This window comes from Salmonirosea aquatica (assembly GCF_009296315.1).
GTDB classification, from domain to species: Bacteria; Bacteroidota; Bacteroidia; order Cytophagales; family Spirosomataceae; genus Salmonirosea; species Salmonirosea aquatica.
On sequence record NZ_WHLY01000002.1, the window covers coordinates 4949587 to 4972458 of the forward strand.

At 50.1% G+C, this 22872-nt stretch carries 16 protein-coding genes and 1 pseudogene; 10 read left to right on the forward strand and 7 right to left on the reverse strand.

Features of this window, described 5'->3' with window-relative positions; all coding sequences use genetic code 11:
* Positions 1–2: 2 nt before the first annotated feature.
* The gene (locus tag GBK04_RS21560) at positions 3–449 is read right to left on the reverse strand and encodes a hypothetical protein (RefSeq protein ID WP_152763284.1); all 447 of its coding nucleotides are present in this window, start codon (positions 447–449) and stop codon (positions 3–5) included.
* A 300-nt stretch (positions 450–749) separates the two neighbouring features.
* On the reverse strand, positions 750–1976 hold the full coding sequence (locus GBK04_RS21565) for an ABC transporter permease (protein ID WP_152763286.1): 1227 nt from the start codon (positions 1974–1976) through the stop codon (positions 750–752).
* 221 nt (positions 1977–2197) lie between these two features.
* On the opposite strand from GBK04_RS21565, the gene GBK04_RS21570 reads away from it, so the two are divergent.
* Entirely contained in the window at positions 2198–4432 is a 2235-nt protein-coding gene (locus GBK04_RS21570; RefSeq protein ID WP_152763288.1) for a heavy metal translocating P-type ATPase, read from the forward strand.
* 50 nt (positions 4433–4482) lie between these two features.
* Here GBK04_RS21570 and GBK04_RS21575 read toward each other — a convergent pair whose 3' ends face one another.
* Positions 4483–5880, reverse strand: coding sequence for an amidohydrolase family protein (locus tag GBK04_RS21575; RefSeq protein ID WP_373331194.1), 1398 nt, complete (start codon positions 5878–5880; stop codon positions 4483–4485).
* Positions 5881–6217: 337 nt separating this feature from the next.
* On the opposite strand from GBK04_RS21575, the gene GBK04_RS21580 reads away from it, so the two are divergent.
* From GBK04_RS21580 to GBK04_RS21620, 9 genes and pseudogenes are all read left to right on the forward strand, one after another.
* Positions 6218–6949, forward strand: coding sequence for a DoxX family protein (locus GBK04_RS21580; protein WP_152763292.1), 732 nt, complete (start codon positions 6218–6220; stop codon positions 6947–6949).
* Positions 6950–7105: 156 nt separating this feature from the next.
* Entirely contained in the window at positions 7106–8179 is a 1074-nt protein-coding gene (locus GBK04_RS21585; RefSeq protein WP_152763294.1) for a sensor histidine kinase, read from the forward strand.
* Between the two features lie 39 nt (positions 8180–8218).
* Positions 8219–9256 carry a DUF6242 domain-containing protein gene (locus tag GBK04_RS21590; RefSeq protein ID WP_152763296.1) on the forward strand — a complete coding sequence of 346 codons (1038 nt, stop codon included), beginning with the start codon at positions 8219–8221 and terminating at the stop codon, positions 9254–9256.
* A gap of 8 nt (positions 9257–9264) precedes the next feature.
* Positions 9265–9981, forward strand: coding sequence for a LytR/AlgR family response regulator transcription factor (locus GBK04_RS21595; protein WP_152763298.1), 717 nt, complete (start codon positions 9265–9267; stop codon positions 9979–9981).
* Positions 9982–10122: 141 nt separating this feature from the next.
* A complete protein-coding gene (locus GBK04_RS21600; protein WP_152763300.1) occupies positions 10123–10461 on the forward strand; it encodes a PadR family transcriptional regulator in 339 nt (112 codons plus the stop codon).
* Entirely contained in the window at positions 10458–13121 is a 2664-nt protein-coding gene (locus tag GBK04_RS21605) for an ABC transporter permease (RefSeq protein WP_152763302.1), read from the forward strand. The genes GBK04_RS21600 and GBK04_RS21605 overlap by 4 nt, the downstream gene beginning before the upstream one ends.
* Positions 13118–15726 (forward strand): annotated as a pseudogene (locus GBK04_RS21610) (ABC transporter permease). The gene GBK04_RS21605 and the pseudogene GBK04_RS21610 overlap by 4 nt, the downstream one beginning before the upstream one ends.
* Positions 15723–18338 (forward strand): ABC transporter permease, encoded by a 2616-nt coding sequence (locus GBK04_RS21615; RefSeq protein ID WP_373331195.1) that lies wholly within the window; start codon positions 15723–15725, stop codon positions 18336–18338. Before GBK04_RS21610 ends, GBK04_RS21615 begins: the two are co-directional and overlap by 4 nt.
* A 52-nt stretch (positions 18339–18390) precedes the next feature.
* Complete coding sequence (locus tag GBK04_RS21620) at positions 18391–18792, forward strand: VOC family protein (RefSeq protein WP_152763304.1); 402 nt, start codon at positions 18391–18393, stop codon at positions 18790–18792.
* A gap of 28 nt (positions 18793–18820) precedes the next feature.
* Here the strand turns inward: GBK04_RS21620 and GBK04_RS21625 are convergent, their stop codons facing one another.
* The 4 genes from GBK04_RS21625 to GBK04_RS21640 form a co-directional block, all read right to left on the reverse strand.
* Positions 18821–19228 (reverse strand): hypothetical protein, encoded by a 408-nt coding sequence (locus GBK04_RS21625; RefSeq protein WP_152763306.1) that lies wholly within the window; start codon positions 19226–19228, stop codon positions 18821–18823.
* Between the two features lie 8 nt (positions 19229–19236).
* Positions 19237–20100 carry a TIGR02587 family membrane protein gene (locus GBK04_RS21630; RefSeq protein ID WP_152763308.1) on the reverse strand — a complete coding sequence of 288 codons (864 nt, stop codon included), beginning with the start codon at positions 20098–20100 and terminating at the stop codon, positions 19237–19239.
* Positions 20101–20210: 110 nt separating this feature from the next.
* Complete coding sequence (locus GBK04_RS21635; RefSeq protein ID WP_152763310.1) at positions 20211–21410, reverse strand: DUF1501 domain-containing protein; 1200 nt, start codon at positions 21408–21410, stop codon at positions 20211–20213.
* 13 nt (positions 21411–21423) lie between these two features.
* Entirely contained in the window at positions 21424–22830 is a 1407-nt protein-coding gene (locus GBK04_RS21640; RefSeq protein ID WP_152763312.1) for a DUF1800 domain-containing protein, read from the reverse strand.
* Between the last annotated feature and the right edge of the window lie 42 nt (positions 22831–22872).

Below are 22872 nucleotides of genomic sequence, written 5' to 3' on the forward strand. Positions count from 1 at the left end.
TATTACTGTTCTAATTCTCGCCGACGATACTCAAAATTCCCCTTGTAAATATGATCTTTATCATATCTTAAGAAATTATAGTCTCCACCAAGCTCATAATCTATTTTATAAGATGAAATATATCGAAGAGGGTAACGATTGTCTATTTTATATTTTCGAGCTTCGAAAAATTGTTGTATTTCGTGTTCCTGTCGACCAATTTTATTAGAAATAATTTCTATTGTTTTATTGCTATAATAATCTAAGTTGTAGATTCTAATAAAAGTTTTATTTTCTAATAAAAAGAATACAAAATTGTCCTCTAAAACAATTTCTTTTAAAGTATTCGTGACGGATGATGGCTTTCTGTTTTGTAGAAGGTCAATTTCAAAATCCTTACAAAAGAAAACCAGCGTCGAAAGTCTAATTCCCAGTTTGGTATAAGTTACATGTCCAAATCTCGTGTTCATTTTTGCTATATCATTTTATTCCAATCCTTAAATAGACGCGATTTTTACTAATCAAGCCAAATGCTGTATTTTTCTTTTGAAAATCTAAACTTTATTAATTATTTCCAAAGAATAGTCTGATCATCAAGTAGGTAAATGTTTTTTTTATAGTATTGAGTCTGCTGATAAAAAACGCTTTACGCAGAATGCCTTGTTGAAACAACATAATACACGCGTAATGGTAATGACTGGGGCTTTTCGCTCTCTAAGGTCCTAGAATTGAGAAGAACTCCTCTCCTAAAACCAAAAAACTACCCCAACCTACTCCCTACGGATCGCCTCCACCGGATCGAGTCGGGCGGCGCGCAAGGCGGGGTAGGTACCGAATACGATCCCCACTACGATAGCGACTATCGAAATAATTAAAAACGTATTCCAGGTATAGGCTGCCTGAAAGGGTACCTTGGTCAGGGCTTTTACGATGGGTACAATGACCAGCGTACCGGCCACGCCGGTGAGCAGCCCCAGCAAGCTGCCAAAGGTGGAAATGGTGACCGACTCGGAAAGGAATTCCAAAAGAATATCGCGCCTTTTTGCTCCTACGGCTTTGCGGACACCAATTTCGGCGGTACGCTCCGACACCGAAATCAGCAGGACGTTCATGACTCCGATGCCCCCAACCAGTACCGAAATGCCCACAATGAAGCCCATAATGACCCGGAACACCAGAAAACCCTGCGCGGCCTGCTGTACCCGGAATTCGTTGGTCATCACGGTAAAATTTTCTTTTCCATGGGGGACATTTTTTTCAAGCCACGCTACTATCTGTGCTTTAAGAGCCGGTACGTCTTCTACGTTTTTAGCTTCCAGTCCATAATCCAAAGGAGTAGTTCGCAGTTCGGCCTCCGAAATCCGCGAAACCGGAAAGTAAATACGCGCCGGACGCAAGCTGTCGGCTTCTGTGATGCCGATAATCGTAAGTACCTGCGCACCGGCCAACACTTTTTTTCCAAGTACATCCGAAAGCTTCCCTGGGCCTGCGGCTTTTTTGGCGAAGGTTTCATTCACTACCGCAACGGATCGCTTCTCGGTCAGGTCAGCATCCGTGAAGGTGGTCCCGTGGCTGATTTTTGCGTTAGGTTCAAGGGTAGGTAGGGTACCACTCAACATGGCCCCGATGCGCTGGGTGTCACCTTGCATGGTTACTTCCCGGCCCTGTCGGGTTACCATATATTTTTCGCTGGGTAGCGTTAAGTCTTGGTGCAGTAGATTGATTTGCTGGTAATCCAGCAGCGGGAAGGTATCCTTACGAACCCGGATGCCGTTGACCACTTTGTCGGGCTTGTTATAGATGGCGATGGATTTGAGCGAGGTGGTTTTATTGATCTGCTCGTTGGCATACTGCTCCATGCCATCGATGAGCGACAGGATTCCCACCAGCGAAGCTACCCCGATGACAATGCCCAACACGGAGAGTACCGTATGGAAAAAACGCGATCGGATGGTACTGATGGCCGATGAGAACGAGATCAGGGTTTTCTTCCACATAAGGCGGGTAAGGATCAGGATGAAGGAGTGGAACGCTAGTTGGTGGAAATCCTTTACAAATTCAAGCAAAAACAGATGAGTGGGCTAATTTGACGATAAATAAAATCATGTAAGCTTCTTCCAGAGTTTCGTAAGAAAGCCGGGCTTAGGAAGTGTATTTTTGTATAACATTAATAAAACGGCCGAATGGCTGATTCTTTCGCCATTCAGCTTCCCAATCTATGGAAACTGAAATTGAACACACAACGAAAAAAATGACGCTTCCCGTCACGGGTATGTCGTGCGCGGGTTGTGCCGTGAGCGTAGAATCCATGCTGAAAAGCACGCCGGGCGTCAGCGATGCCAGCGTCAACTATGCCAATCAATCCGTCCAAGTAAACTTCGATCCGCAACAGGTCAGTCTGAGCGACCTGGATGGCGTGTTGCAGGGCATCGGATACGGTCTGCTACTCGAAGCCGAAGAGGACGACGCCCAGGCCAAACAACAGGAATTGCAGGAAACTCATTACCGGCAGATCAAACGACGTACCATCGGTGCCGGTGCATTGGCCACTCCGGTGGTAGTACTGGGCATGTTCTTCATGAACCTACCCTATGTCAACTACCTCATGCTGGTGCTTACACTGCCGGTTCTGGTGTTTTTTGGCAAAGACTTCTTTGTCAATGCCTGGAAGCAGGCCCGGCACGGCAAATCCAATATGGATACGCTGGTGGCCCTCAGCACGGGCATTGCCTTTCTGTTCAGTACCTTCAACACCCTCTACCCGGAGTACTGGTACACCCGGGGCCTCGAACCGCACGTCTACTTCGAGGCGGCGGCGATCATTATTTTCTTTATCCTGCTGGGGAAACTGCTGGAAGAGCGCGCGAAATCCAACACTTCGGATGCGTTGCGCAAACTCATGGATCTGCAACCCAAAATGGTGCGGGTACTACGTGATGGTCAGGAACAGGAAATCAGTGCCAAAGAAGTCCGCATCGGCGATGAGGTGATTATTCGCTCCGGGGAGAAAATTCCGGTGGATGGAAAAGTGCTTTCCGGAAATTCCTTTGTGGACGAAAGCCTGATGACCGGCGAGCCACTTCCCGCGGAGAAAAAGCCCGGTACTGAGGTGTTTGCCGGTACCCTCAATCAGCAGGGGAGTTTTAGTTTCCAGGCCGAAAAGGTAGGCAAGCAAACCGTGCTGGCGCAAATCATAAAAACGGTAAAAGAAGCACAGGGCAGCAAGGCACCCGTGCAGCGGCTGGTAGATAAAATCGCCGGCATCTTTGTGCCCGTGGTACTCGGGGTGGCTGTCCTGACTTTCGTAATATGGATGCTGGCGGGCGGTGAAAATGCCCTCACGCACGCGCTACTGGCATCGGTGTCGGTGCTGGTCATTGCCTGTCCCTGCGCCCTGGGCCTGGCCACGCCCACGGCCATTATGGTAGGGGTGGGTAAGGGCGCCGAAAACAATATCCTGATCCGTGATGCCGAAAGTCTGGAAATTGCGCATAAGGTGGAGGCGGTAGTGCTGGACAAAACAGGTACCCTCACCGAAGGCCGCCCGCGGGTAAGTGGGTGGCACTGGGCTGACGGCTTGGCCCATACGGAGCGTCATGCCGCGGCCATCCGGGCCATTGAAGCCCGCTCGGAGCATCCGCTGGCGCAGGCTATTGCGGCTTTTGAGGCCGAAGGTACCCTTCCGAAAGTTGAAAGTTTCCAGTCCGTGACCGGAAATGGCGTGGAGGGCCTGGTGCATGGTGAACGCTATGTGATAGGTACCCCCGCTTTTTTGGAAAGCCAGCGTGTGCAAGCCGACACCAGCCTGACGAAATTAGAAGGTACCCTCCGCGAGCAGGCTCAGACCGTGATCGGGGTAGGGTGGAAGGAAAGGCAGATTGCCCTCATTGCCCTGGCCGATCAATTGAAAACTACCTCGGCCGAAGCCGTACAAAAACTGCAAAAGCAGGGCATCGACGTATACATGCTGACGGGCGACAACGCTCAAACGGCCGCGCAGGTAGCGCATCAGGTGGGTATTACGCACTTCGTGGCCGAAGTGAAGCCACAGGATAAAATGGACTTTGTCAAAAAACTGCAGGCCGAAGGCAAAACCGTAGCCATGGTGGGCGACGGCATTAACGACTCGCAGGCCTTAGCCCAAGCCAACCTCAGCGTAGCGATGGGCCGGGGTTCCGATGTAGCCATGGATGTGGCGAAAATGACCCTCATCACGTCGGACCTGCTGGCTCTGCCCAAGGCCCTCCGCTTATCGGGCCGCACGGTGACTACCATCCGGCAGAATCTGTTCTGGGCCTTTATCTACAATCTGATCGGCATTCCACTGGCAGCGGGGGTACTGTATCCGGTCAATAGTTTTCTCCTGAATCCCATGATTGCCGGGGCGGCGATGGCACTGAGTTCGGTGTCGGTGGTGATGAATAGTCTGCGCCTGCGGGGATTGCGGTTGTGAAGGGGGCAGAGTTCTTTACCAACTTGGTCATCAGGTACCTGTCATATAGTTCATTCCAATACTTTCTTTGATTCAGAAAGGAACTCATCGAGTGCTGTTCTGCTGAACCATTGCCCATTTTTGAATACGCCTGCGATCATTTTGGTATGGTCGATATTCTCCAATGGATTTTGGTTCAAAAGTACCAGGTCGGCATCCATGCCTTTCTTGATGCGTCCTTTTTGCGGCAGCCCTAGGTAGTCAGCCGGATGTACGGTGGCGGTTTGTAAAGCCGCAAACGGACTCAGTCCCGCATCAACAAATGTCCTCAATTCGTCATGAATGGAAAAGCCAGTCATCAGAAACCACTCCGGCGAGTCCGAACCTGCCATGAGGGGTACCTCCGCTTCCCACAGACTTTTGGTCAGCTTTTTCCTGATAGCGACATACTTCTCGATACTCTCCGGGGGAATGGGCATTTTGCGCTGCAACTGCATGACCCGCCATCGTTCCGGCAAAATGGCCTGTGGTATATAGCCAAAATCGGGTTTGCTTCTGTAATGATCTTCGGTAAAAGAAGCTCCAAAACAGGAGATAAAAAAGTAGTTGGTAGGACAGACGTAAATTCCTGATTTTTTGACCATTTGACTCAAAGCGGGAATCTTACTTTCGTCGAGGTAGGGTACCGTATTCCAGGCATTCATACGCCACAGATTCATATCCGAAACCGATTCGCCGTGGTTGTAGCTGGTGTCCGGTAGCAGCGTATCAATGAATTCGTCCATGTGGTCGATCTGCTCGCCGGCCGCCAGGGCAACGGGCAATTTTACTTTCGGTCCGACATGCCCTACCACCTTAATCCCGACCTCTTTGGCCGTTTTGTTGATCGCATCAAAGGCGGGCCGATCGACCATGAATGTTATTTTGATAGCATCGTACCCTTCCTTTTTGAACCGCCTGACGGCATCCTCTGCTTTCGCGGGGGTATCCACAACCGCATAATTCCGGAAGGTGGTATCCCACGGCCAACGCCCCACCAATTGCGGACTGGCCACCACCAGGTCGGGGCCTAACCACCGCTTTTCCCGGACGCTCTGGCGCGCCTGCAAGTAATTGGGGTGCCCCGCCATGATGCGGACCATAGTCAGGCCGTTGGCCAGCATTACTTTGAGTTCTGCCTCAATGGTGTTTTTATACTCGCCCTGCTCATTGAAAAAATGGGCGTGCATATCACTTAGTCCTGGCATCAGGAACTTGCCTTTTCCGTCGATAATCTGAAAACCATTGGGAATGGTTATCTGGGCAGCCGAGCCGATTTCGATGATCTTCCCATTTTCCATCAGCAGCGTCTGGTTTTCCAGGGTAATTCCCTGATCCATGGGAATGATGGAAACTTTCTCAATGGCATATTTTTGCGAAAATGCCTGTATGCTGATCAACAGCAGGGTAAAAAGGCGGATGCATTTCATGGAATTTAGAATTAAGATGCCTGTTGATAACATTTGAAAGTAACCTATAATCCTGAACTAAATCTCAGAAAAGATACAAAGAGTAGTATCCAAATCCTACCCCAAAAGCAGCCAGAGTTATTTTTTGAAAACCCAATTATCCGGATTCGCTTGCACAAAGCTTAGGCGGAACTACATAAAATTTTCTTGTGACAGGTTCGGAATTTAGTTTTTTTATATTTACTTTGTAATTCAAAGTACTTTATTGTACATAGCTCAATCCTGAATTCCAGCAATCAGGACAATGGATGAGAAAAAAACCAAAATTAGTCCGTGGCCTTCAACTCAATTTGATCTTATGGATATCCTAAGCAGGCTTAGCCGTGCATACATTGAAGCAAAGGGAAACAGGTGGTTTCATTACTTTGCCGTTTTCTGTCGCTTCATGCTGGCCTTGGGATTTGTTATATCAGGAATTGTAAAAATCAAGGGAGAACGGTTTGCCAGCGGCTTATCGGTCAATAATCCGATGGGGCATTATCTGGAAGCACTTCACCACACAGAATTCTATTATACCTTCATCGGCATTTCGCAGCTGATCATCGCGCTTTTGCTGCTTTTCCGAAGAACGGCAGCGCTTGGGGCGATGCTGTATTTTCCCGTTATCCTGAATATCTGTGTTCTGGCGTACGCCGTCCGGTTTGAGGGCACCCGTATCACTACCTTCATGCTGCTGGCCAGTTTATACTTAGTAGTATGGTACTACGACCGCATTAAATACATTTTACCCTTCCAACCGATTGGGAATGCGGATGAACCGGCCAGGAAAGTACCCCTGAGCAACCAATTCTCGTTTCTGTTTTTCGGGTTGGTGATTGCGACGCTGGCGACTGTGGTAGTAGTCAATGTGTATCTCTACGACATCCGACCCGGTAATTCACAGGAAGAATGCACCAATGGATGTCCAGGCAATGAGGATCCGGTTGCCTGCCAGGAATTTTGTGATTGTCTTTACAATAAGGGAAAACTGATTGACGAGTGCCTGGCCAATTATAACAAAGCGCTGGAAGAGCGTACCAAGCCGCAGTAAAGATTCAGAAATTCCTGAAATCAGAATTACCAGGGTGGTTCTGTTCATTGCTCTACTTTTCGGGTCGTTGGTCTACATTATTTCCTTGGTCCCCGATTTTTTACGTCCTTTATATTCGTAATCAGCGCCCTGAGTATCAGGCAAGAATCATACGATATGGATTTTCTGGACCGCCCCATACGACTTCCCCTGGCTGACCGTCGCGTGCCCCTGCGCTACGCAGTGGTTCATGCTGCTTACTGGGTGCTGGTGACAGGATTCTTTCTCTACGAAAGGCGTTTTTTGATTGTCAAGGCTAACCTGCCCTACTTCTTGGTATGTGTGGTGAGTAGGGTGGGGCTTCTGATGGGGATTGCCTACCTGAATATCCATTACTACATGCCCCGGTACCTTAGGGCGAAGCGCTACCTGCTCTATTGCCTGGTGGTTTTGCTGTCTGTTCTGGCCTACCTATTGATACAAAGTCTGCTTGATTTCTATCTGTATGGCTTTGTGGTAGGGCCGCTGCGCGGCAGCCGGCTGATCGAAACGATATCGTATATTTTTTTCAGCACCGTATGGTACCTGTGGTTGATGGTGGCCCTGAAACTGAGCCTGGACTGGTACGAGCAGCAGCGGGTTTTGCAGCGGATTGCGGTAGAGAAATTACAGGCCGAAGTCAACTACCTGCGCTCCCAGGTAAACCCGCACTTTCTGTTCAATATTCTCAATAGCCTCTACGCTCTTACCCTCAAAAAATCCGATCTGGCCCCAGAGGTGGTACTGAAGCTATCAGAAATGATGGGGTACATGCTCTACGATAGCGACGACCTGCGGGTACCCCTCGTCCAGGAGATCAGCTATTTGCAGAACTACATGGAGCTGGAAAAGCTGCGCTGCGGCGATGCTTCGGAAATTTCGCTGGACATACAGGGGAATCTGAACGGGCAGGAAATTGCACCCCTGCTGCTATTGCCGCTGGTGGAGAATGCCTTTAAACATGGCATCGAAAAGCGCTTGGGCCGAGCCTGGATGCATGGTACCCTGGCAGTTGACCATTCGGCACTGGCTCTGACGGTCGAGAACAGCAAACCGGCGATTAGCCCCAAAAACAAAAACGGGGGCATTGGCCTGACTAACCTCCGCAAAAGGCTGGAATTGCTGTACCCCGGTCGGTATTCGCTGCATATCGAAGAAAAACTGGAATCGTACAAAGCCGATTTACACATCTCCTTTTCCGAAAAAGGATAATTCATAAAATCATTTCTTACACACTTAAACCACCTAGCCATGACTTACCGTAATTCCCTGATTACCGTCACTTTGCTGGCACTAATCCCGGTGCTGATTTACCCTATTAACGAGGGTGAGGAGATTCCTGAGAGACAAGCGTATGAAGTAGCCAAAAGCCCCGCCAAGTACGAATGGTCCCAAATTCTGCCCTTTGGCAACGGGACACATCAGTATGAGTGGAAACCGGGTACCTATCCGATGGGACTCAAACCGCTGGTGGCGTTTAAAGGTAACCTGTGGATGATCGGACAAAAAGCATCCTGGTCGTCGGTAGACGGTATCCACTGGACCCATCATCCCAAAAATGACTGGGGCGAGCGCATCACGATGACCAGCGTTTTTTTTGACAATACCCTTTGGATATACGGCGGTATGCGGTACCAGGAACGAGAACTAATGAATGAAGTCTGGTTTACGAAAGATGGTATTCAGTGGCAGCAGGCCAAAAACGCCGCCTGGGAGCCCCGAAAAGGGCACGAAGTAGTCGAATTCAAAGGCAAATTGTGGCTGTTTGGCGGGGTGAGTAAGGTTTCAAAAGACTTCGAATCGCTGGAAATGAAAAACGATGTATGGTCTTCTGTTGATGGTATTCAGTGGACCAAAGAGGTGGATCACGCCCCCTGGTCGCCACGCGATTCGCCCCAGGTGCTTGTGTTGCACGACACGTTATACCTCCTTAGCGGGCAGGGCCTGGCGGATGTGTGGCAGTCGGTGGATGGCAAAAACTGGACGCAGCTTACCGCTCATGCCCCCTGGAAGGAAAGGTTTGATAGCGGTGCCGTGGTATTTGATGACCAGTTGTGGGTATTCGGCGGGCGCAATACCAACCCCGACCATCATCTGGCCGCTCAGAACGATGTGTGGTTTTCTGATAATGGCAGGCAATGGGTGCGGCAGACCGAACACGCCCCCTGGACGGTGCGGAGCGGTGGCAATAGCGTGGTGTTCAAAGACCGGCTCTGGCTGTACAGCGGCAAGCATACGGGAGGCAATCCGGTGTGGAAGGGAGATATTTGGGCGCTGAAGCAGATTTGAAATAGCCTATGCTTTGCTGTGTAGTACTTGACGATGAGCCGCTGGCCCGCGAGGTGTTGGAAGGGTACCTGGCCCTGCTGGATTATATCGGTTCGGTAATCCCGTTTGGTTCAACCGCAGAAGCGTTGACCTATCTCAAAGATCACGAGGTTGATGTGCTGTTTCTGGATATAGAAATGCCGGCTATGAACGGTCTGGATTTTCTCCGATCCTTGGAAAATCCTCCCGTCACGGTATTCACCACCGCCTACCGCAACTACGCCTTCGAAGGCTTCGAACTGGGCGTAATCGATTTTCTACTAAAACCCATCGCTTATCCCCGCTTCGTGCAGGCCATCGAAAAGATCCGCGACTTCTATTCTCTGCGCGAACAGTCCGCCGACCTGGAAGCGAACCCGCCAGACGATCAGGCCGAAACCATCATTGTGAAAAGCGGCGTGCAACGCATCCGACTCGACCTGGCGGATGTGCTGTACATACAGGGCCTGAAAGACTACGCTCTGATCTACACAACGACCAGCAAAATCGTGCTGAAGGGTTCCATAAAAACCATGTATGCACTCTTTCCACCTCCGCAGTTTTTACGAATCCATAAATCATTCATTGTGGCGGTTCCCCGAGTCACGCGACTGGAACGGAATCGACTGCTGATGGATGGACTGGCGATCCCCCTGGGTAGGTCATACCGGGCGGATGCGGAGAGGGTACTTCTCAACGTCCGCTAGCGGACAGGTTCTGTCCGTTTTTGGACAGTAGGGATGCATATAGATAAAATCCAACTGATTTATAATCAGCAAGTTGTTCGTATTGAAATAGTATGGCACTGGATTAGTACGACAAAATAGAGACAAATAGAAACAAGGAGCATGGCCCGAACCAACTTAGGCGAATTTGAAGAAACCATACTATTGATGGTAGCTATTCTGGATGGAGAAGGCTACGGCGTTACTATCAGTCAGGCGCTGGAAGAACATACAGGCCGTGTGGTCACCTTTGGCACTGTACACAACACGCTTATCCGGCTGGAGGAAAAAGGCTTTGTGAGGTCAGAGCTGGGCGGCGCGACCAACGAGCGGGGAGGGCGTCGCAAGCGGATGTTCCAGATTACAGCCTATGGCAGCCGCACGCTCCGGGAAGCCCAGCAACTACGAGAGGAACTATGGCGGTTGGTTCCTCCCAATGCCCTAAAACTCGGGGGAATATGACCCCCAAGGCACCTACTCCGCTCCGACCCGTCGGACCGCGCTGGGCAAAGCGGCTGCTACGCTGGCTGCACCCCGAAGGTACCCTCGAGGAGGTCGAGGGTGATCTGGATGAGCTGTACGCCTACTGGCACCATCGTTCAGGAAAAACCCAGGCCACGCTGAGGTACCTGCTCAATGTAGTGTCCGTGCTGCCGCCGTTTGTAAGAAGGAGAAAACGCAAAGAAGAATACTTACCTACTCATAACCTTACTACTGCCATGATCCGTAACTATTTTAAAATTGCTTTCCGGAATTTAATACATTCCAGAGCTTTTTCATTGATCAATATTTTCGGCCTTACATTAGGCATTACCTGCTCATTATTAGTTTTCCTAGTAATCTACCACGAAACCAGCTATGATAAATATCACAAAAACGCTGACCGTATTTACCGGGTAGAAACCGTAAACAATACGGATGCGGATGCGCATCCGGGCACCTACACTGAACTGGGAGATGTACTGAAAGATGCACCTGAATTTGAGACTGTCGTACCCGTCTGGAACGAGGGAGGGCGGGGCTTGTCGATTCCTGCTACGGGAGATTTTTTCAAAGAACGGATTTTCTTCGTTGATCCAGATATTTTTCAGCTGCTTGATTACCAATGGATAGCGGGCGATGCGCGTTCGGCCCTTTCACAGCCTGGACAGGTGGTTCTAACCGAGTCGTACGCGAAAAAGTTTTTTGGAACGACTAATGCCCTGGGAAAAACAATCCACTACGACAACAAACAGGATTTACAGGTAGCGGGTGTACTCAAAGATTACCCCTTGAATACCAATTTTCCCTTCGATGTACTGGTTTCCCTTGCTACCCTCAAAAGAGTAAATTCTGACTATGATTCACACGGCTGGACGGGCTTTGGGGATAATTATCAAATCTATACGCTATTGAAACCCGGCTTCCGGCCCGGGCAACTGGAAAAACGATTCCACGATATACAGGTCAAATACCAGCAAGACCCCAAGACCGTTGAAAACCAGCGATTCATTCTGAACCCCCTATCAGAAATTCACTATGCCTACAACCTGAGCGGTCGGCAGGCCAATGCCCGGCTTCTTGACATACTGGCTGTAATCGGTGCTTTTGTGCTTCTGATTGCCTGCATCAATTTTATCAACCTGACCACTGCCCAGGCCCTAAAACGGGCAAAGGCCATAGGCATCAGAAAAGCCGTTGGCAGTAGTCGTTTATCGCTTATTTATCAGTTTCTGACAGAGGCGGGACTGGTTACTTTCCTGGCTACTGTGACGTCTGTGTTACTGGCTGGGATCGTGTTGCCGTCAATTGCTGGAATGATGGGACTTCCTCTGAAAGCAGAAGATTTATTTACGTGGCAGACCGGTGCCTTTCTCCTTGGTCTCATGGGCTTAGCCACTTTGCTCGCCGGGGTATATCCGGCCTTTCGGTTATCCGGCATGTCGTCCCTCTGGGCTCTGAAAAGCAACAGATTGCCTCAGGGAGAACGGAGTATTTCGTTACGAAAGGGACTGGTGGTGTTGCAGTTTACGGTTTCCATGGTACTGGTTAGCTGCGCATTACTGGTCAACCGGCAATTATCCTTTTTCCAGAATGCAGATATTGGATTTAACAAAAACGCGATCATTACTGTGGGGCTACCCGAAAATAACCCGGAGAAACTACACCTGTTTCGGACCCAGTTAATGGAATCGTCCCAGATCAAAGACCTGACCTACTCTTTCAACAGCGCCTCGGCTGAAAGTAACTGGATGCAGGGCATCCAGTACCGCGAAAATGCCGATATCCGGGAAGTCAAAACCCAGATGAAAATGGGTGATTCACACTTCCTGGACACTTACGGCATTCAACTTCTGGCCGGTGAAAACCTTCGGGATACCGATACGTTGTCTGCCTCATCCAAAGTACTGGCAAACGAAGTCTTTCTTCAAAGAGCTGGCATTAGTAGCCCAGAGGCGGCCATTGGCCAAAAAGTGTATTTCGGCGATGGGTCCCAGTTTGCAACCATTGCCGGCGTAGTCAAAAACTTTCATGTCAATTCGCTACACCAGAAGATTGACCCCACGCTGATCCAGGTCGTTCCCAGGCATTTTTATCAGGCCGGTATCAAACTGAAAAGCGAAAAACCGACCACAGAAACCATCCACACCGCGTTGGCACTGATCGAAAAATCCTGGAAGAAAACCTTCCCCAATCAGGTATTCGAATACAAATTTCTTGACGATACCTTAGCTCAGGCATACCAAAACGAAACACGCACTGCACAACTTATCGAAACCTCCACCCTGATCGCCATTCTGATTGCCTGCCTGGGATTATTCGGTCTCGCTACCTTCGCCGCGGAGCAACGGACCAAAGAAATTGGTGTCAGGAAAGTACTGGGTGCTTCGGTGACCAGCATCATTGCCCTACTGACCCGGGACTTTCTGAAACTGGTCTTCCTGGCTGGACTCCTGGCGTCGCCCATTGCGTGGTACGCGATGAGCCAGTGGTTGCAGAGTTTTGAATTTAAAATCGAAATAAGCGGGTGGATTTTTACCCTGACCATCTTGCTGATGGCAGGCATTGCTTTGCTTACAGTGAGTTACCAGGCGATCAAAGCGGCCCTGATGAACCCCGTGAAAAGTTTGCGGAGCGAATGAAAAGCCCGACTCCACCTCACTGGGCCCGCCGGCTCCTGCGCTGGCTGCACCCTGAAGGTACCCTCGAGGAGGTCGAGGGTGATCTGGATGAGCTGTACGCCTACTGGTACCATCGTTCAGGAAAAACGCAGGCCACGCTGAAGTACCTACTCAATGTACTATCCGTGCTGCCGCCGTTCGTTCGACAGCGCCAAAGAAAGGAATCCTATCCATCTTCAACTCCATACTTAGCCATGTTAAGTAACTATCTGACCATCGCTTTTCGGAACCTCGCCAAAAACCGGGTGTATTCGTTCATCAACATTTTCGGCCTGGCCTCTGGTATGGCCGTGGCAATACTCATTGGCCTGTGGATGTTTGATGAACTATCGTTCAATAAACAGTTTAAAAACTATGACCGGCTGGCTAAGCTCTGGCAGTTTGTGAAGTTCGATGTCGAAAAAGCGTCTTACGATGTGATGCCGATTCCGCTGGCGCAGGAACTTCGAAGCAAACACCCTGATTTCGAGTCGGTTGGTCTTTCGGTAAGTCGCAATGTCATTCTGGCGGCTGGGGAGCGCAAGCTGCTGAAACTTGGCAATTATGTCGAGCCCGACCTATTCGATATGCTGTCGCTAAACGTCGTGTCAGGTACCCGGTTCGGCAGCAATGATGTTAATACAATTCTGCTCTCTGAATCGCTGGCCAAAGCCATGTTTGGCACGGAGAACCCGCTCAATCAACTGATCAAACTGGACAACAAGCAAACGGTGAAAGTGACGGGCGTTTACGAAGATTTCCCGTCCAACAGTACCTTCAACGACGTAACGTTTCTGGCTCCCTGGAAATTTTTTGCGGCCAACGATGAAGGTGCCAAACGCGACCAGGATCAATGGGACTCCAACTCCTATCAGATCTTTGCTCAACTTAAACCGGATGCTGATTTTGACCAAGTGTCGGCCAAGATTAAGGATATTCGGATGAAGCTGGATAATCCACCGGGCTATAAACCCGAATTTTTCCTGCATTCGATGACTAAATGGCACCTATATGCTGATTTTAAAGATGGCGTCAACACGGGCGGCCTCATTACGTTTGTCTGGCTGTTTGGCAGTATCGGCGTGATTGTGCTGCTGCTGGCCTGCATCAATTTTATGAATTTGAGTACGGCCCGAAGCGAGAAACGCGCCAAAGAAGTAGGCATTCGAAAAGCGGTCGGTTCTGTGCGTAGTCAGTTGATTGGTCAGTTTTTCAGCGAATCGTTGTTGATGGCTATCCTGGCTTTTATGCTTTCCATTCTGTTTGTGCAGCTTACCTTACCATTTTTCAATAAAGTGGCTGAGAAACAGATGGTCATTCTGTGGGCGAATCCGTTGTTCTGGCTGGCCGGCCTGGGATTCAGTCTGTTGACTGGTCTGATTGCGGGTAGTTACCCTGCTTTGTATCTGTCATCATTCCAACCCGTAAAAGTGTTGAAGGGTACCTTCCGGGCTCATCGCTTTGCGGCTGTTCCCCGGCGCGTATTGGTCGGCTTTCAGTTTACGGTTTCCGTCATGCTCATCATCGGTACCATTATCGTATTCCGGCAGATCGAACATGCCAAAGATCGTCCGGTGGGGTACAGCCGCAGTGGCCTGATCGAAATCGGCATGAACGCGCCTGAGTTGTACGGGCATTACGAGGTTCTACGCAGTGATTTGCTCAATATAGGGGCTGTGACCGATATGTCGGAATCATCGAATTCGGTAACGGTACAGTACGGCGGCACGACGGATATTTCGTGGAAAGGCAAAAAGCCTGATAGCAAGCCACTGGTGATGACGAACTATGTATCGCATGATTTTGGTAAAACGATCGGTTGGCAGGTAAAAGAGGGCCGGGATTTTTCCCGTGATTATACGGCGGATAGTTCTGCCATGATCGTCAACGAAGCGGCGGTCAAACTGATGGGTTTCCGGAACCCAGTTGGCGAAGTCGTTCGGCAGGGCGGTCGTGAATACAACGTGATTGGCGTCATCAAAGACATGGTGAAAGAAGATCCGTTCAAGCCCGTCAATCCGTCTTTTTTTGCCGTCAACTACCGGAATGTCAATACCATCAATATACGGTTAGCCTCGCAAGTATCAGCCCGTGAGGCATTGGCGAAAGTAGAAAAGGTATTCAAAAGCTATAGTCCCGATTCACCCTTCGACTACAAATTCGTGGATGATCAGTACGCCCAAAAGTTCGGCACCGAAGAGCGCATTGGACGACTGGCGGGGGATTTGCGATCCTGGCTATCCTGATTAGCTGCCTGGGATTGTTTGGATTGGCTTCGTTCATGGCCGAACAGCGCACCAAGGAAATAGGCATTCGCAAAGTGCTGGGTGCATCGACTTTCAACGTCTGGCGATTGCTCTCGAAGGAATTTGTGATGCTGATTCTGGTGGCCTTCTGTCTGGCGGCTCCCATTGCCTATTACGTGTTGTCGGGGTGGCTCCAGAATTACCAGTATCGAACGGAATTGTCGTGGTGGATTTTTGCCCTTGCTGGTCTGGGAGCGCTAGCCGTCACCTTGCTGACGGTCAGTTATCAAGGTATTAAAGCTGCTTTATTGAACCCCGTGAAAAGCCTGCGGAGCGAATGAAATCCCCGATCCCACCCGGATGGGCCAAGCGGCTCCTGCGCAGCCTCCACCCCGAAGGTACCCTGGAAGAGGTCGAAGGCGACCTGGAAGAGCTATACGATTACTGGTACAACCGTTCAGGCCAGACGCAGGCCACGCTACGGTATTTGCTGAATGTACTATCTGTTCTGCCGCCGTTCGTGCGTCGGCGCCAAAGCAAGGAAACCTATCCATCTTCAACCCAACACGTAGCCATGATCCGTAATTATTTGAAAATCGCCTTTCGTAATCTGACCAAGAACAAAGCATACTCTTTCATCAACATTGGTGGATTAGCCGTGGGTATGGCCGTAGCAATGATGATCGGCTTATGGATTTATGATGAATTGTCCTTCAATAAGTACCACCAGAATTACGACCGCATTGCAAAGCTCGTGCAAAGTGCAACCGTCAATGGTGATTTTGGGGTGGGGGAGTACATGCCTCTCCCGTTAGCGAACACTTTAAAGACTGATTTTTCGGACGATTTTGACTATGTCGTACTTTCCTCCTGGACCCGCGAACACATCCTGGCATATGACGACCGGAAAATGACGAAAATGGGCAATTTTTTAAGTCCCGAAGCACCCGACATGTTCAGCCTGAAAATGCTGAAGGGTACGCGGGCGGGACTAAAAGATCCATCCTCCATTTTATTGTCCGAATCGGTCGCTGAGGCACTCTTTGGCCAAGCCGATCCACTGGGCAAAATTGTGAAAATTGACAACAAAATGGATGTTAAAATAACGGGTGTTTACGAAGACTTACCGTACAACACCGAGTTTAGAGAGATGATGTTCATTGCGCCGTGGGATTTGTACCTTTCGTCGGAACCCTGGATTAGAGATAATGGCGGATGGGATAACAACTCATTTCAGATCCTGGCTCAGATTGCGCCAAAATCCGATTTCGAGACTATTACAAACAAAATAAAAAATTTGCGGGTAATCCATGTTCCCGAAAGTGCTTATGTAAAGCCGGAAGTTTTTTTACATCCCATGAGCCGCTGGCATTTGTACGGGGAATGGGACAAATCGGGGAATGCTGAGGGTAGGGTTCAGTATGTCTGGTTATTTGGCATCATCGGTGTAGCGGTGTTGCTGTTAGCCTGCATTAACTTCATGAACCTGTCTACGGCTCGGTCGGAGAAGCGGGCCAAGGAAGTCGGCATCAGGAAAGCCGTTGGCTCGGTCCGTATCCAGCTGATCAGTCAGTTTTTAAGTGAATCATTGCTGGTGGTTGCGGTCGCCTTCCTATTAGCTTTGGGACTCATGCTGCTCACGCTTCCCTATTTTAATGAAGTGGCGGACAAGAAACTTGTATTTCCCTGGAATGAGCCGATCTTTTGGCTAACCAGTCTGGGTTTTAGCCTCTTTACAGGTCTGATTGCCGGTAGCTATCCAGCACTTTACCTATCTTCGTTTCAACCAGTCAAGGTACTCAAAGGTACCTTCCGGGTGGGGCGGTTTGCTTCCCTGCCCCGTCAGGTTCTGGTCGTTGTACAATTTACCGTTTCTGTTACTCTCATTATCGGAACGATCATTGTCATGCGCCAAATCCAGCATGCCAAAAATCGACCGATTGGATATGATCGAAATGGCTTGATTACTATTGCGATGAATACGCCCGAATTATTCGGTCGATACAATGTACTGCGTCGTGAACTGATGGAAACCGGTGCCGTGACGGAAATGGCTACTTCATCGTCTCCAACAACGAAGCTTGGTTCACGGCAGATTGGATTTGACTGGGAAGGCAAAGATCCGGGTTTACGAGCTCAGTTAGGAATCATGGCGATAAGCCATGACTTTGGTAAGACTGTGGGTTGGCAATTTGTGGACGGCCGGGATTTCTCCCGCGACTTTTCAACCGACTCATCCGGCCTTGTTTTGAATGAAACGGCGGTCAGGTACATGGGTCTGAAAGATCCGGTTGGAAAAATCATCAAATGGAACGGCAAGCCCTATCAAGTATTGGGTGTAATCCAGGACATGGTGATGGATTCGCCGTTTGAGCCGGTGTACCAAACGGCTTTTCTGTTGGATTACAATTGGGCTAGTGTCATCGATATCCGATTGAACCCTACCCTGAGTGCCAGCGAATCATTGGGTAAGATTGAAGCGGTATTCCGGAAAATCAATCCCGGCAGCCCGTTCGATTACAAATTTACGGATCAGCAGTATGGTCTGAAATTTGCTGCTGAAGAGCGCATTGGCACCATTGCTTCGGTCTTTGCGGTATTGGCTATTTTCATCTCCTGTCTGGGACTATTCGGTTTGGCGTCATTCATCGCTGAGCAACGGACTAAGGAAATGGGTGTACGTAAAGTACTCGGTGCTTCGATGATCGACCTGTGGGCCTTACTCTCCAAGGATTTCGTGGTGTTGGTGATCATTGCCTTTTTTATCGCTGCGCCTGTTGCGTATTATTTCCTAACGGGCTGGCTTCAAAGCTATGAATACCGAACCAGAATATCGTGGTGGATTTTTGCTGTATCCGGCCTTGGAGCCTTAGTCATTACCTTGTTAACGGTCAGTTACCAGAGTATCAAAGCTGCATTAGTGAATCCGGTGAAAAGCCTGCGCAGCGAGTAAAAGCCTGCATCGAACTGCACAGGTACCCTATATCTACCAAACAACCAGACGAATGACACTGCCCCAAGCTACCATTAAAAAGGCCTGGCCCTATCAGCAGGACCGGATGAAGCTACCCGTCGAAAATCTGGAAAAGGCCTTGCCGTTTTACACGACCATCCTGGGATTTCAGCTGGTTTCCCGATCTGAGGTACCCTTTCTCTCCGCGATTATTGAGCGGGACGGTATTCAACTGGGGTTGGCCGAAAACGGTGGTGATCCCACGCAGGATGGCTGTTTTTTTGAAGTGGATGATGTAGAGAAAGCATTCGCCGAATTACAAGCCAACGGCTTTGAAAAGCAACGGCCCGAGTTTGACCGGCAAAAGTACGGGGAAGTCGAATGGAAGGTATTTTTCGTCGTAGCTCCCGATGGACTTTGTTATTGTTTTGGAGAACGACACATCAAAGCATAGGTACCCTGTAAAGCAAAAATTCATTCGTTTACGGCCTGTCGTAGCTCACGACCCGCGTCCGGACAGTATCGGTCGGGGTGGGCCGGGTACTGAATGATATCCAGCCTTCGCGGGTGGATTCTTTGGGACAGTAGTCAAAGGCGAGTTCGGCGGTTTCGGGTTCTTGTCCGTACTTTTGGAGGGATAGCTCCACCGTGACAGATTCGGCAGTTTCATTGCCTTTGTTGTGCAAAATCACGTGGTAGCGGTTGGGCTCGTACTTGCCCGGCTCTGGAAAATACTCGACGAACAGCGCCGGCGGCCCGGCCGTGTAGGTTGCGGTTTTAAAAACCAGGTACCCCAGAATGCTCATTACCAGGCCCAGACCGACCCCAAAAACTGTCCATTCGAACCAATTCTTTTTATTCTGATACCCGCTTTCCTTTTTCCTAGCCATAGTGATTTTTAATTAATGAGCAGTCGGCCAGCAGACGACCCTAGTGAGGAAAGTACTCCCAACGCGATACATTGCGCAAAGCCCGTCCATAAACTGACGCCTTCCAGTCGGCCGAAAAACCATAACAGCACGGCGGAGGCGCCGAGGGCGATCAGGTAACATAAGCAGGTTTGCAGAGCAATGGTAATGTAGTCGGGTTGGACGTTCTTCGAACCAGGATCCTGCGAGTTGGCGTAGAAAAGAATTAAAGTGCACATCGCGATCGAAACCAACGCCATGGCCAGAATATGTGCGGGCTGCGCTTCCAGGCCGATGGCCAGTACCTCTTCCGTGGGTGCCACATTACCTCCCACCACAATCGCCCCGCAAAACCCCAGCACAGTGAGTCCGACCAGCCCGGACTGTCTTTCTTTTTCAAGATCCTTTTTCTCCTGTTCTGCTTCCTCCTCGCTACCGTTCTTGAATCCTAGCTGCGCTGTGCCAATGGATATGCCAATGGACATCACCATGGCCTCAATGATGACTTTGCCCATAATTTCGATGGTCGACATACTTCCCAATTCGATACGGCGAAGCATGAGCAGCATGGCGAAGGCCAGGAGAAAACCAAGTCCCAATTCTTCTACCGAATCGACCAGTACGTCTTTCCAGCTAGCATCAGGGTGCATGCCCGCGTAGCGGTTATAACCCAGCAGAAGCAGGTAGGTAAACAAAATGATGAGAATCAACTGAAAGGACGAGGCAATGAATCCTGCCCACCAAACCTCCATGGTGTAGAGTAATGGAAAGCTAAATAGCAGTCCACCTGCGATGCCCCGGCCGTACTCGCGGAGGGATTCACGGAGGGGGCGGGTGGCCGAGGTAGGTTTCATGAAGACTTTGGCACAGAATCGTTGATTTTTCAGAAAATTAGCAATTCTGTGCCAAAGTAAAGCATAGGAAAAACAGCAGGGTACCCAGTACAGAGATTTTTCTCGTCAACCTAGGAAAAAATCCCCGACAACATCGCCTGCCTGATCCCCGCTTTCACAGGATCTACGCCCAATTTTTGTTGGAGGATAGAAGCATACACCGACCGGAAATCGTACTGATGCTTCAAATCGCCCTGCACCAGCGAATCAAAATCGGGATTGGTACCCAGTATTTTTCCAGAATTTTTCCCACCGATGACAAACAGTGGCGCGGCGGCCCCGTGATCGGTACCACTCCCGTTGTCTTTGACCCGGCGTCCGAATTCGCTGAAAATCATAATCGTGACCTGATCGAGCAGGTTTGAAGCTACCAGGTCGTCGTAGAAAGCTTTCACTGAAGCCGAGAGCTCGGTCAACAACGCTTTGTGTTTGCCTGGTTGATTGGAGTGCGTATCGAAGCTACCCATACCGGTGTAATACACGAGCGTAGGTAGTCCGCCTTTGATCATCTTGGCCATCCAGCTCAGGTTTTGGGCCAGTTTGTAGCGGGGGTAGGTAGGCGCCGAGGCGGCAGATTTTTCCAGCGCCTGCGCGATTTGATCGGAGCCTTCAAACGAACCGATCATGAGTTTACGGACAAAATCCAGGTTGGGGTTTTCGTCAAACGGAACGTCTTTTTGCCCATTCAATCCTTTCAACAGACGCTCGAACCGCTGCGGGTCCTGCATCGTCAAGGCGTGACTGCCTTCGCCAATCAGGGAGGGATTGTCAATGGTATCCAGGTTCAACGCACCCAGTGATTCCTCAGGCTTACAGGTAGCGTCAAGGTACCTGCCCAGCCAGCCCGTACGCAGGTACTCGCTTTCCGAAGAGGCCGTCTGCCAGATTTCGATACTCCGGAAATGCGAACGGTTGGGATTGGGGTACCCTACATTCTGGATGACTGCCATGTGGCCCGCCTGCTGGATCTCGGCAAACCCTGATAGGGCCGGATGCCAGCCCATGCCGCCCGCCGCGGCTTTTAGTACCTGCTCTTTGGGAATGGCAATGGTTTTGCGAAAATCGTAATACTGGGGTGATTCATAGGGGATAAAGGTATTCAACCCGTCGTTGCCGCCGTTGAGCTGTATCACCACCAGCACGTTGCGGTCGGTCGTGTAGCCCCGGTATAAACCTGAAGTAGGCATGGCCGGAAGGAACTTGGGTACCATCAGCATACCTCCCGTGGTGGTACCTACTATTTTGAGAAAATCCCTGCGTGAAGTAGTCATGGAAGTTGGGGTTTTAATAAATCTGGAACTCGGGCGATTTCATGATGTGCTCGGCCAAACGAGTCACCGAAAGATTAGCGGTACTTGATTTGGCGTCGAAATCGTATTTCAGCAGTTGTTCACAGTCATTCTGCAAGTCGGGACTCACCGCGAACAGGTTTCGGTCGGTCAGCTCCTGAATGATGGCCTTGTTCTTGGTGAGCGTTTGGTCCCAGCGCAACGCGGGCTTCGTCCGCGGTTCGTTTTCCGGATCCATCATGGTTTTCATTTCTTCGGGCATACTTTGCATCTGCCTGCCTGCTTTCGGATTTCCAAGGCTCTTGCCACCCGCCAGCTGTGATACGATCCCCACGCGCTGTAACAATTTTTGGGAACTCAGCCACGATCGGCCACCATCCCAGCCTTTGACATTCGGCGGATTCAGCAGCTTCATTCCCTGCTCGTTGCAGTAGTATTGGGTGAAGAGCGCCGGGGGTACCTCCTGCTGAAATTCGTACAGAAGCTGCAACAGATACGTGACCGGGTCTTTGATTTTCATCCCCTGACTTTGGGTAAAGCGGCTATCATCCACCAACTTTTCGAGCATAGGTGTCATTTCAAAATCTGCCTTACGGAAAGCCGTGGTGTAGTCAGCAACGAGTGTCGCAGAAGGTGAATCGGTGACGAAGAATTTCAGGAATTTCGTCATCAAAAGTTCTCCGGCTTTGGGATGATCAAAAATAAGATCGACCATATCGTCCGCTTTCCAGTTGCCGGTCTTGCCCAGGTAGGTCTTGGTACCCTTGTCTTCCCAGAAGTTGTAGTACTGTCCGCCCGCGTCACCGAGGTTGAGGCCAGCCAGCGCCCGGGCACCTTCCTTTATATCGGTTTCGGTATAGTTTCCCACGCCCAGCGTGAAAAGTTCCAGCAGCTCGCGGCTGAGGTTTTCGTTGAGTTTATTGGCCTTATTCTGGGTATTGTCGAGGTACGCCAGCATGGCGTTGTCGTACAGAATCCGCCGGGTGAGTTCCCGGTAATTCCCGAAGGCCATTTCGCGGAAGAGCGCGTTCTGGCGCCACATCGCGTAGCTGACTTTGACTTTCTGAATATCCGAAACAAAGTGATTGTGCCAGAATAACACCATCTTTTCCCGGAGCGGAAATTCATCCGTATGCATCTTTTCGAGCCACAGGTGCGCTAGTCCTACGGCGCGCCGGCGCTCGGTAACGGCAAATTTTGCCTTATCCGGCTGATCCATCTGACGAATGTTCCGCAATTCCTCGCGGGTACGCGGTGAACCCTGCAGCAAGGCGGGTTCTGGCATAGTCGGGGAAGAGGCCAGGCTAAGAGTCAGGAATTTCCTGATTCCCACGCGCCCGATGGGTGCGGCCTGTGCATTCGTGAAGCCCAGCCGTTGACTCAGAAAAAATGATTCTTTCATAGTAGTTGCACCTGCGTTTTTTCAACGGCGGTTGGACTCCTC

Coding starts and splice junctions, on each gene's coding strand:
- GBK04_RS21560 (WP_152763284.1), bottom strand. CDS start 449: ATGAACACGAGATTTGGACATGTAACTTATACCAAACTGGGAATTAGA.
- GBK04_RS21565 (WP_152763286.1), bottom strand. CDS start 1,976: ATGTGGAAGAAAACCCTGATCTCGTTCTCATCGGCCATCAGTACCATC.
- GBK04_RS21570 (WP_152763288.1), top strand. CDS start 2,198: ATGGAAACTGAAATTGAACACACAACGAAAAAAATGACGCTTCCCGTC.
- GBK04_RS21575 (WP_373331194.1), bottom strand. CDS start 5,880: ATGAAATGCATCCGCCTTTTTACCCTGCTGTTGATCAGCATACAGGCA.
- GBK04_RS21580 (WP_152763292.1), top strand. CDS start 6,218: ATGGATATCCTAAGCAGGCTTAGCCGTGCATACATTGAAGCAAAGGGA.
- GBK04_RS21585 (WP_152763294.1), top strand. CDS start 7,106: ATGGATTTTCTGGACCGCCCCATACGACTTCCCCTGGCTGACCGTCGC.
- GBK04_RS21590 (WP_152763296.1), top strand. CDS start 8,219: ATGACTTACCGTAATTCCCTGATTACCGTCACTTTGCTGGCACTAATC.
- GBK04_RS21595 (WP_152763298.1), top strand. CDS start 9,265: ATGCTTTGCTGTGTAGTACTTGACGATGAGCCGCTGGCCCGCGAGGTG.
- GBK04_RS21600 (WP_152763300.1), top strand. CDS start 10,123: ATGGCCCGAACCAACTTAGGCGAATTTGAAGAAACCATACTATTGATG.
- GBK04_RS21605 (WP_152763302.1), top strand. CDS start 10,458: ATGACCCCCAAGGCACCTACTCCGCTCCGACCCGTCGGACCGCGCTGG.
- GBK04_RS21615 (WP_373331195.1), top strand. CDS start 15,723: ATGAAATCCCCGATCCCACCCGGATGGGCCAAGCGGCTCCTGCGCAGC.
- GBK04_RS21620 (WP_152763304.1), top strand. CDS start 18,391: ATGACACTGCCCCAAGCTACCATTAAAAAGGCCTGGCCCTATCAGCAG.
- GBK04_RS21625 (WP_152763306.1), bottom strand. CDS start 19,228: ATGGCTAGGAAAAAGGAAAGCGGGTATCAGAATAAAAAGAATTGGTTC.
- GBK04_RS21630 (WP_152763308.1), bottom strand. CDS start 20,100: ATGAAACCTACCTCGGCCACCCGCCCCCTCCGTGAATCCCTCCGCGAG.
- GBK04_RS21635 (WP_152763310.1), bottom strand. CDS start 21,410: ATGACTACTTCACGCAGGGATTTTCTCAAAATAGTAGGTACCACCACG.
- GBK04_RS21640 (WP_152763312.1), bottom strand. CDS start 22,830: ATGAAAGAATCATTTTTTCTGAGTCAACGGCTGGGCTTCACGAATGCA.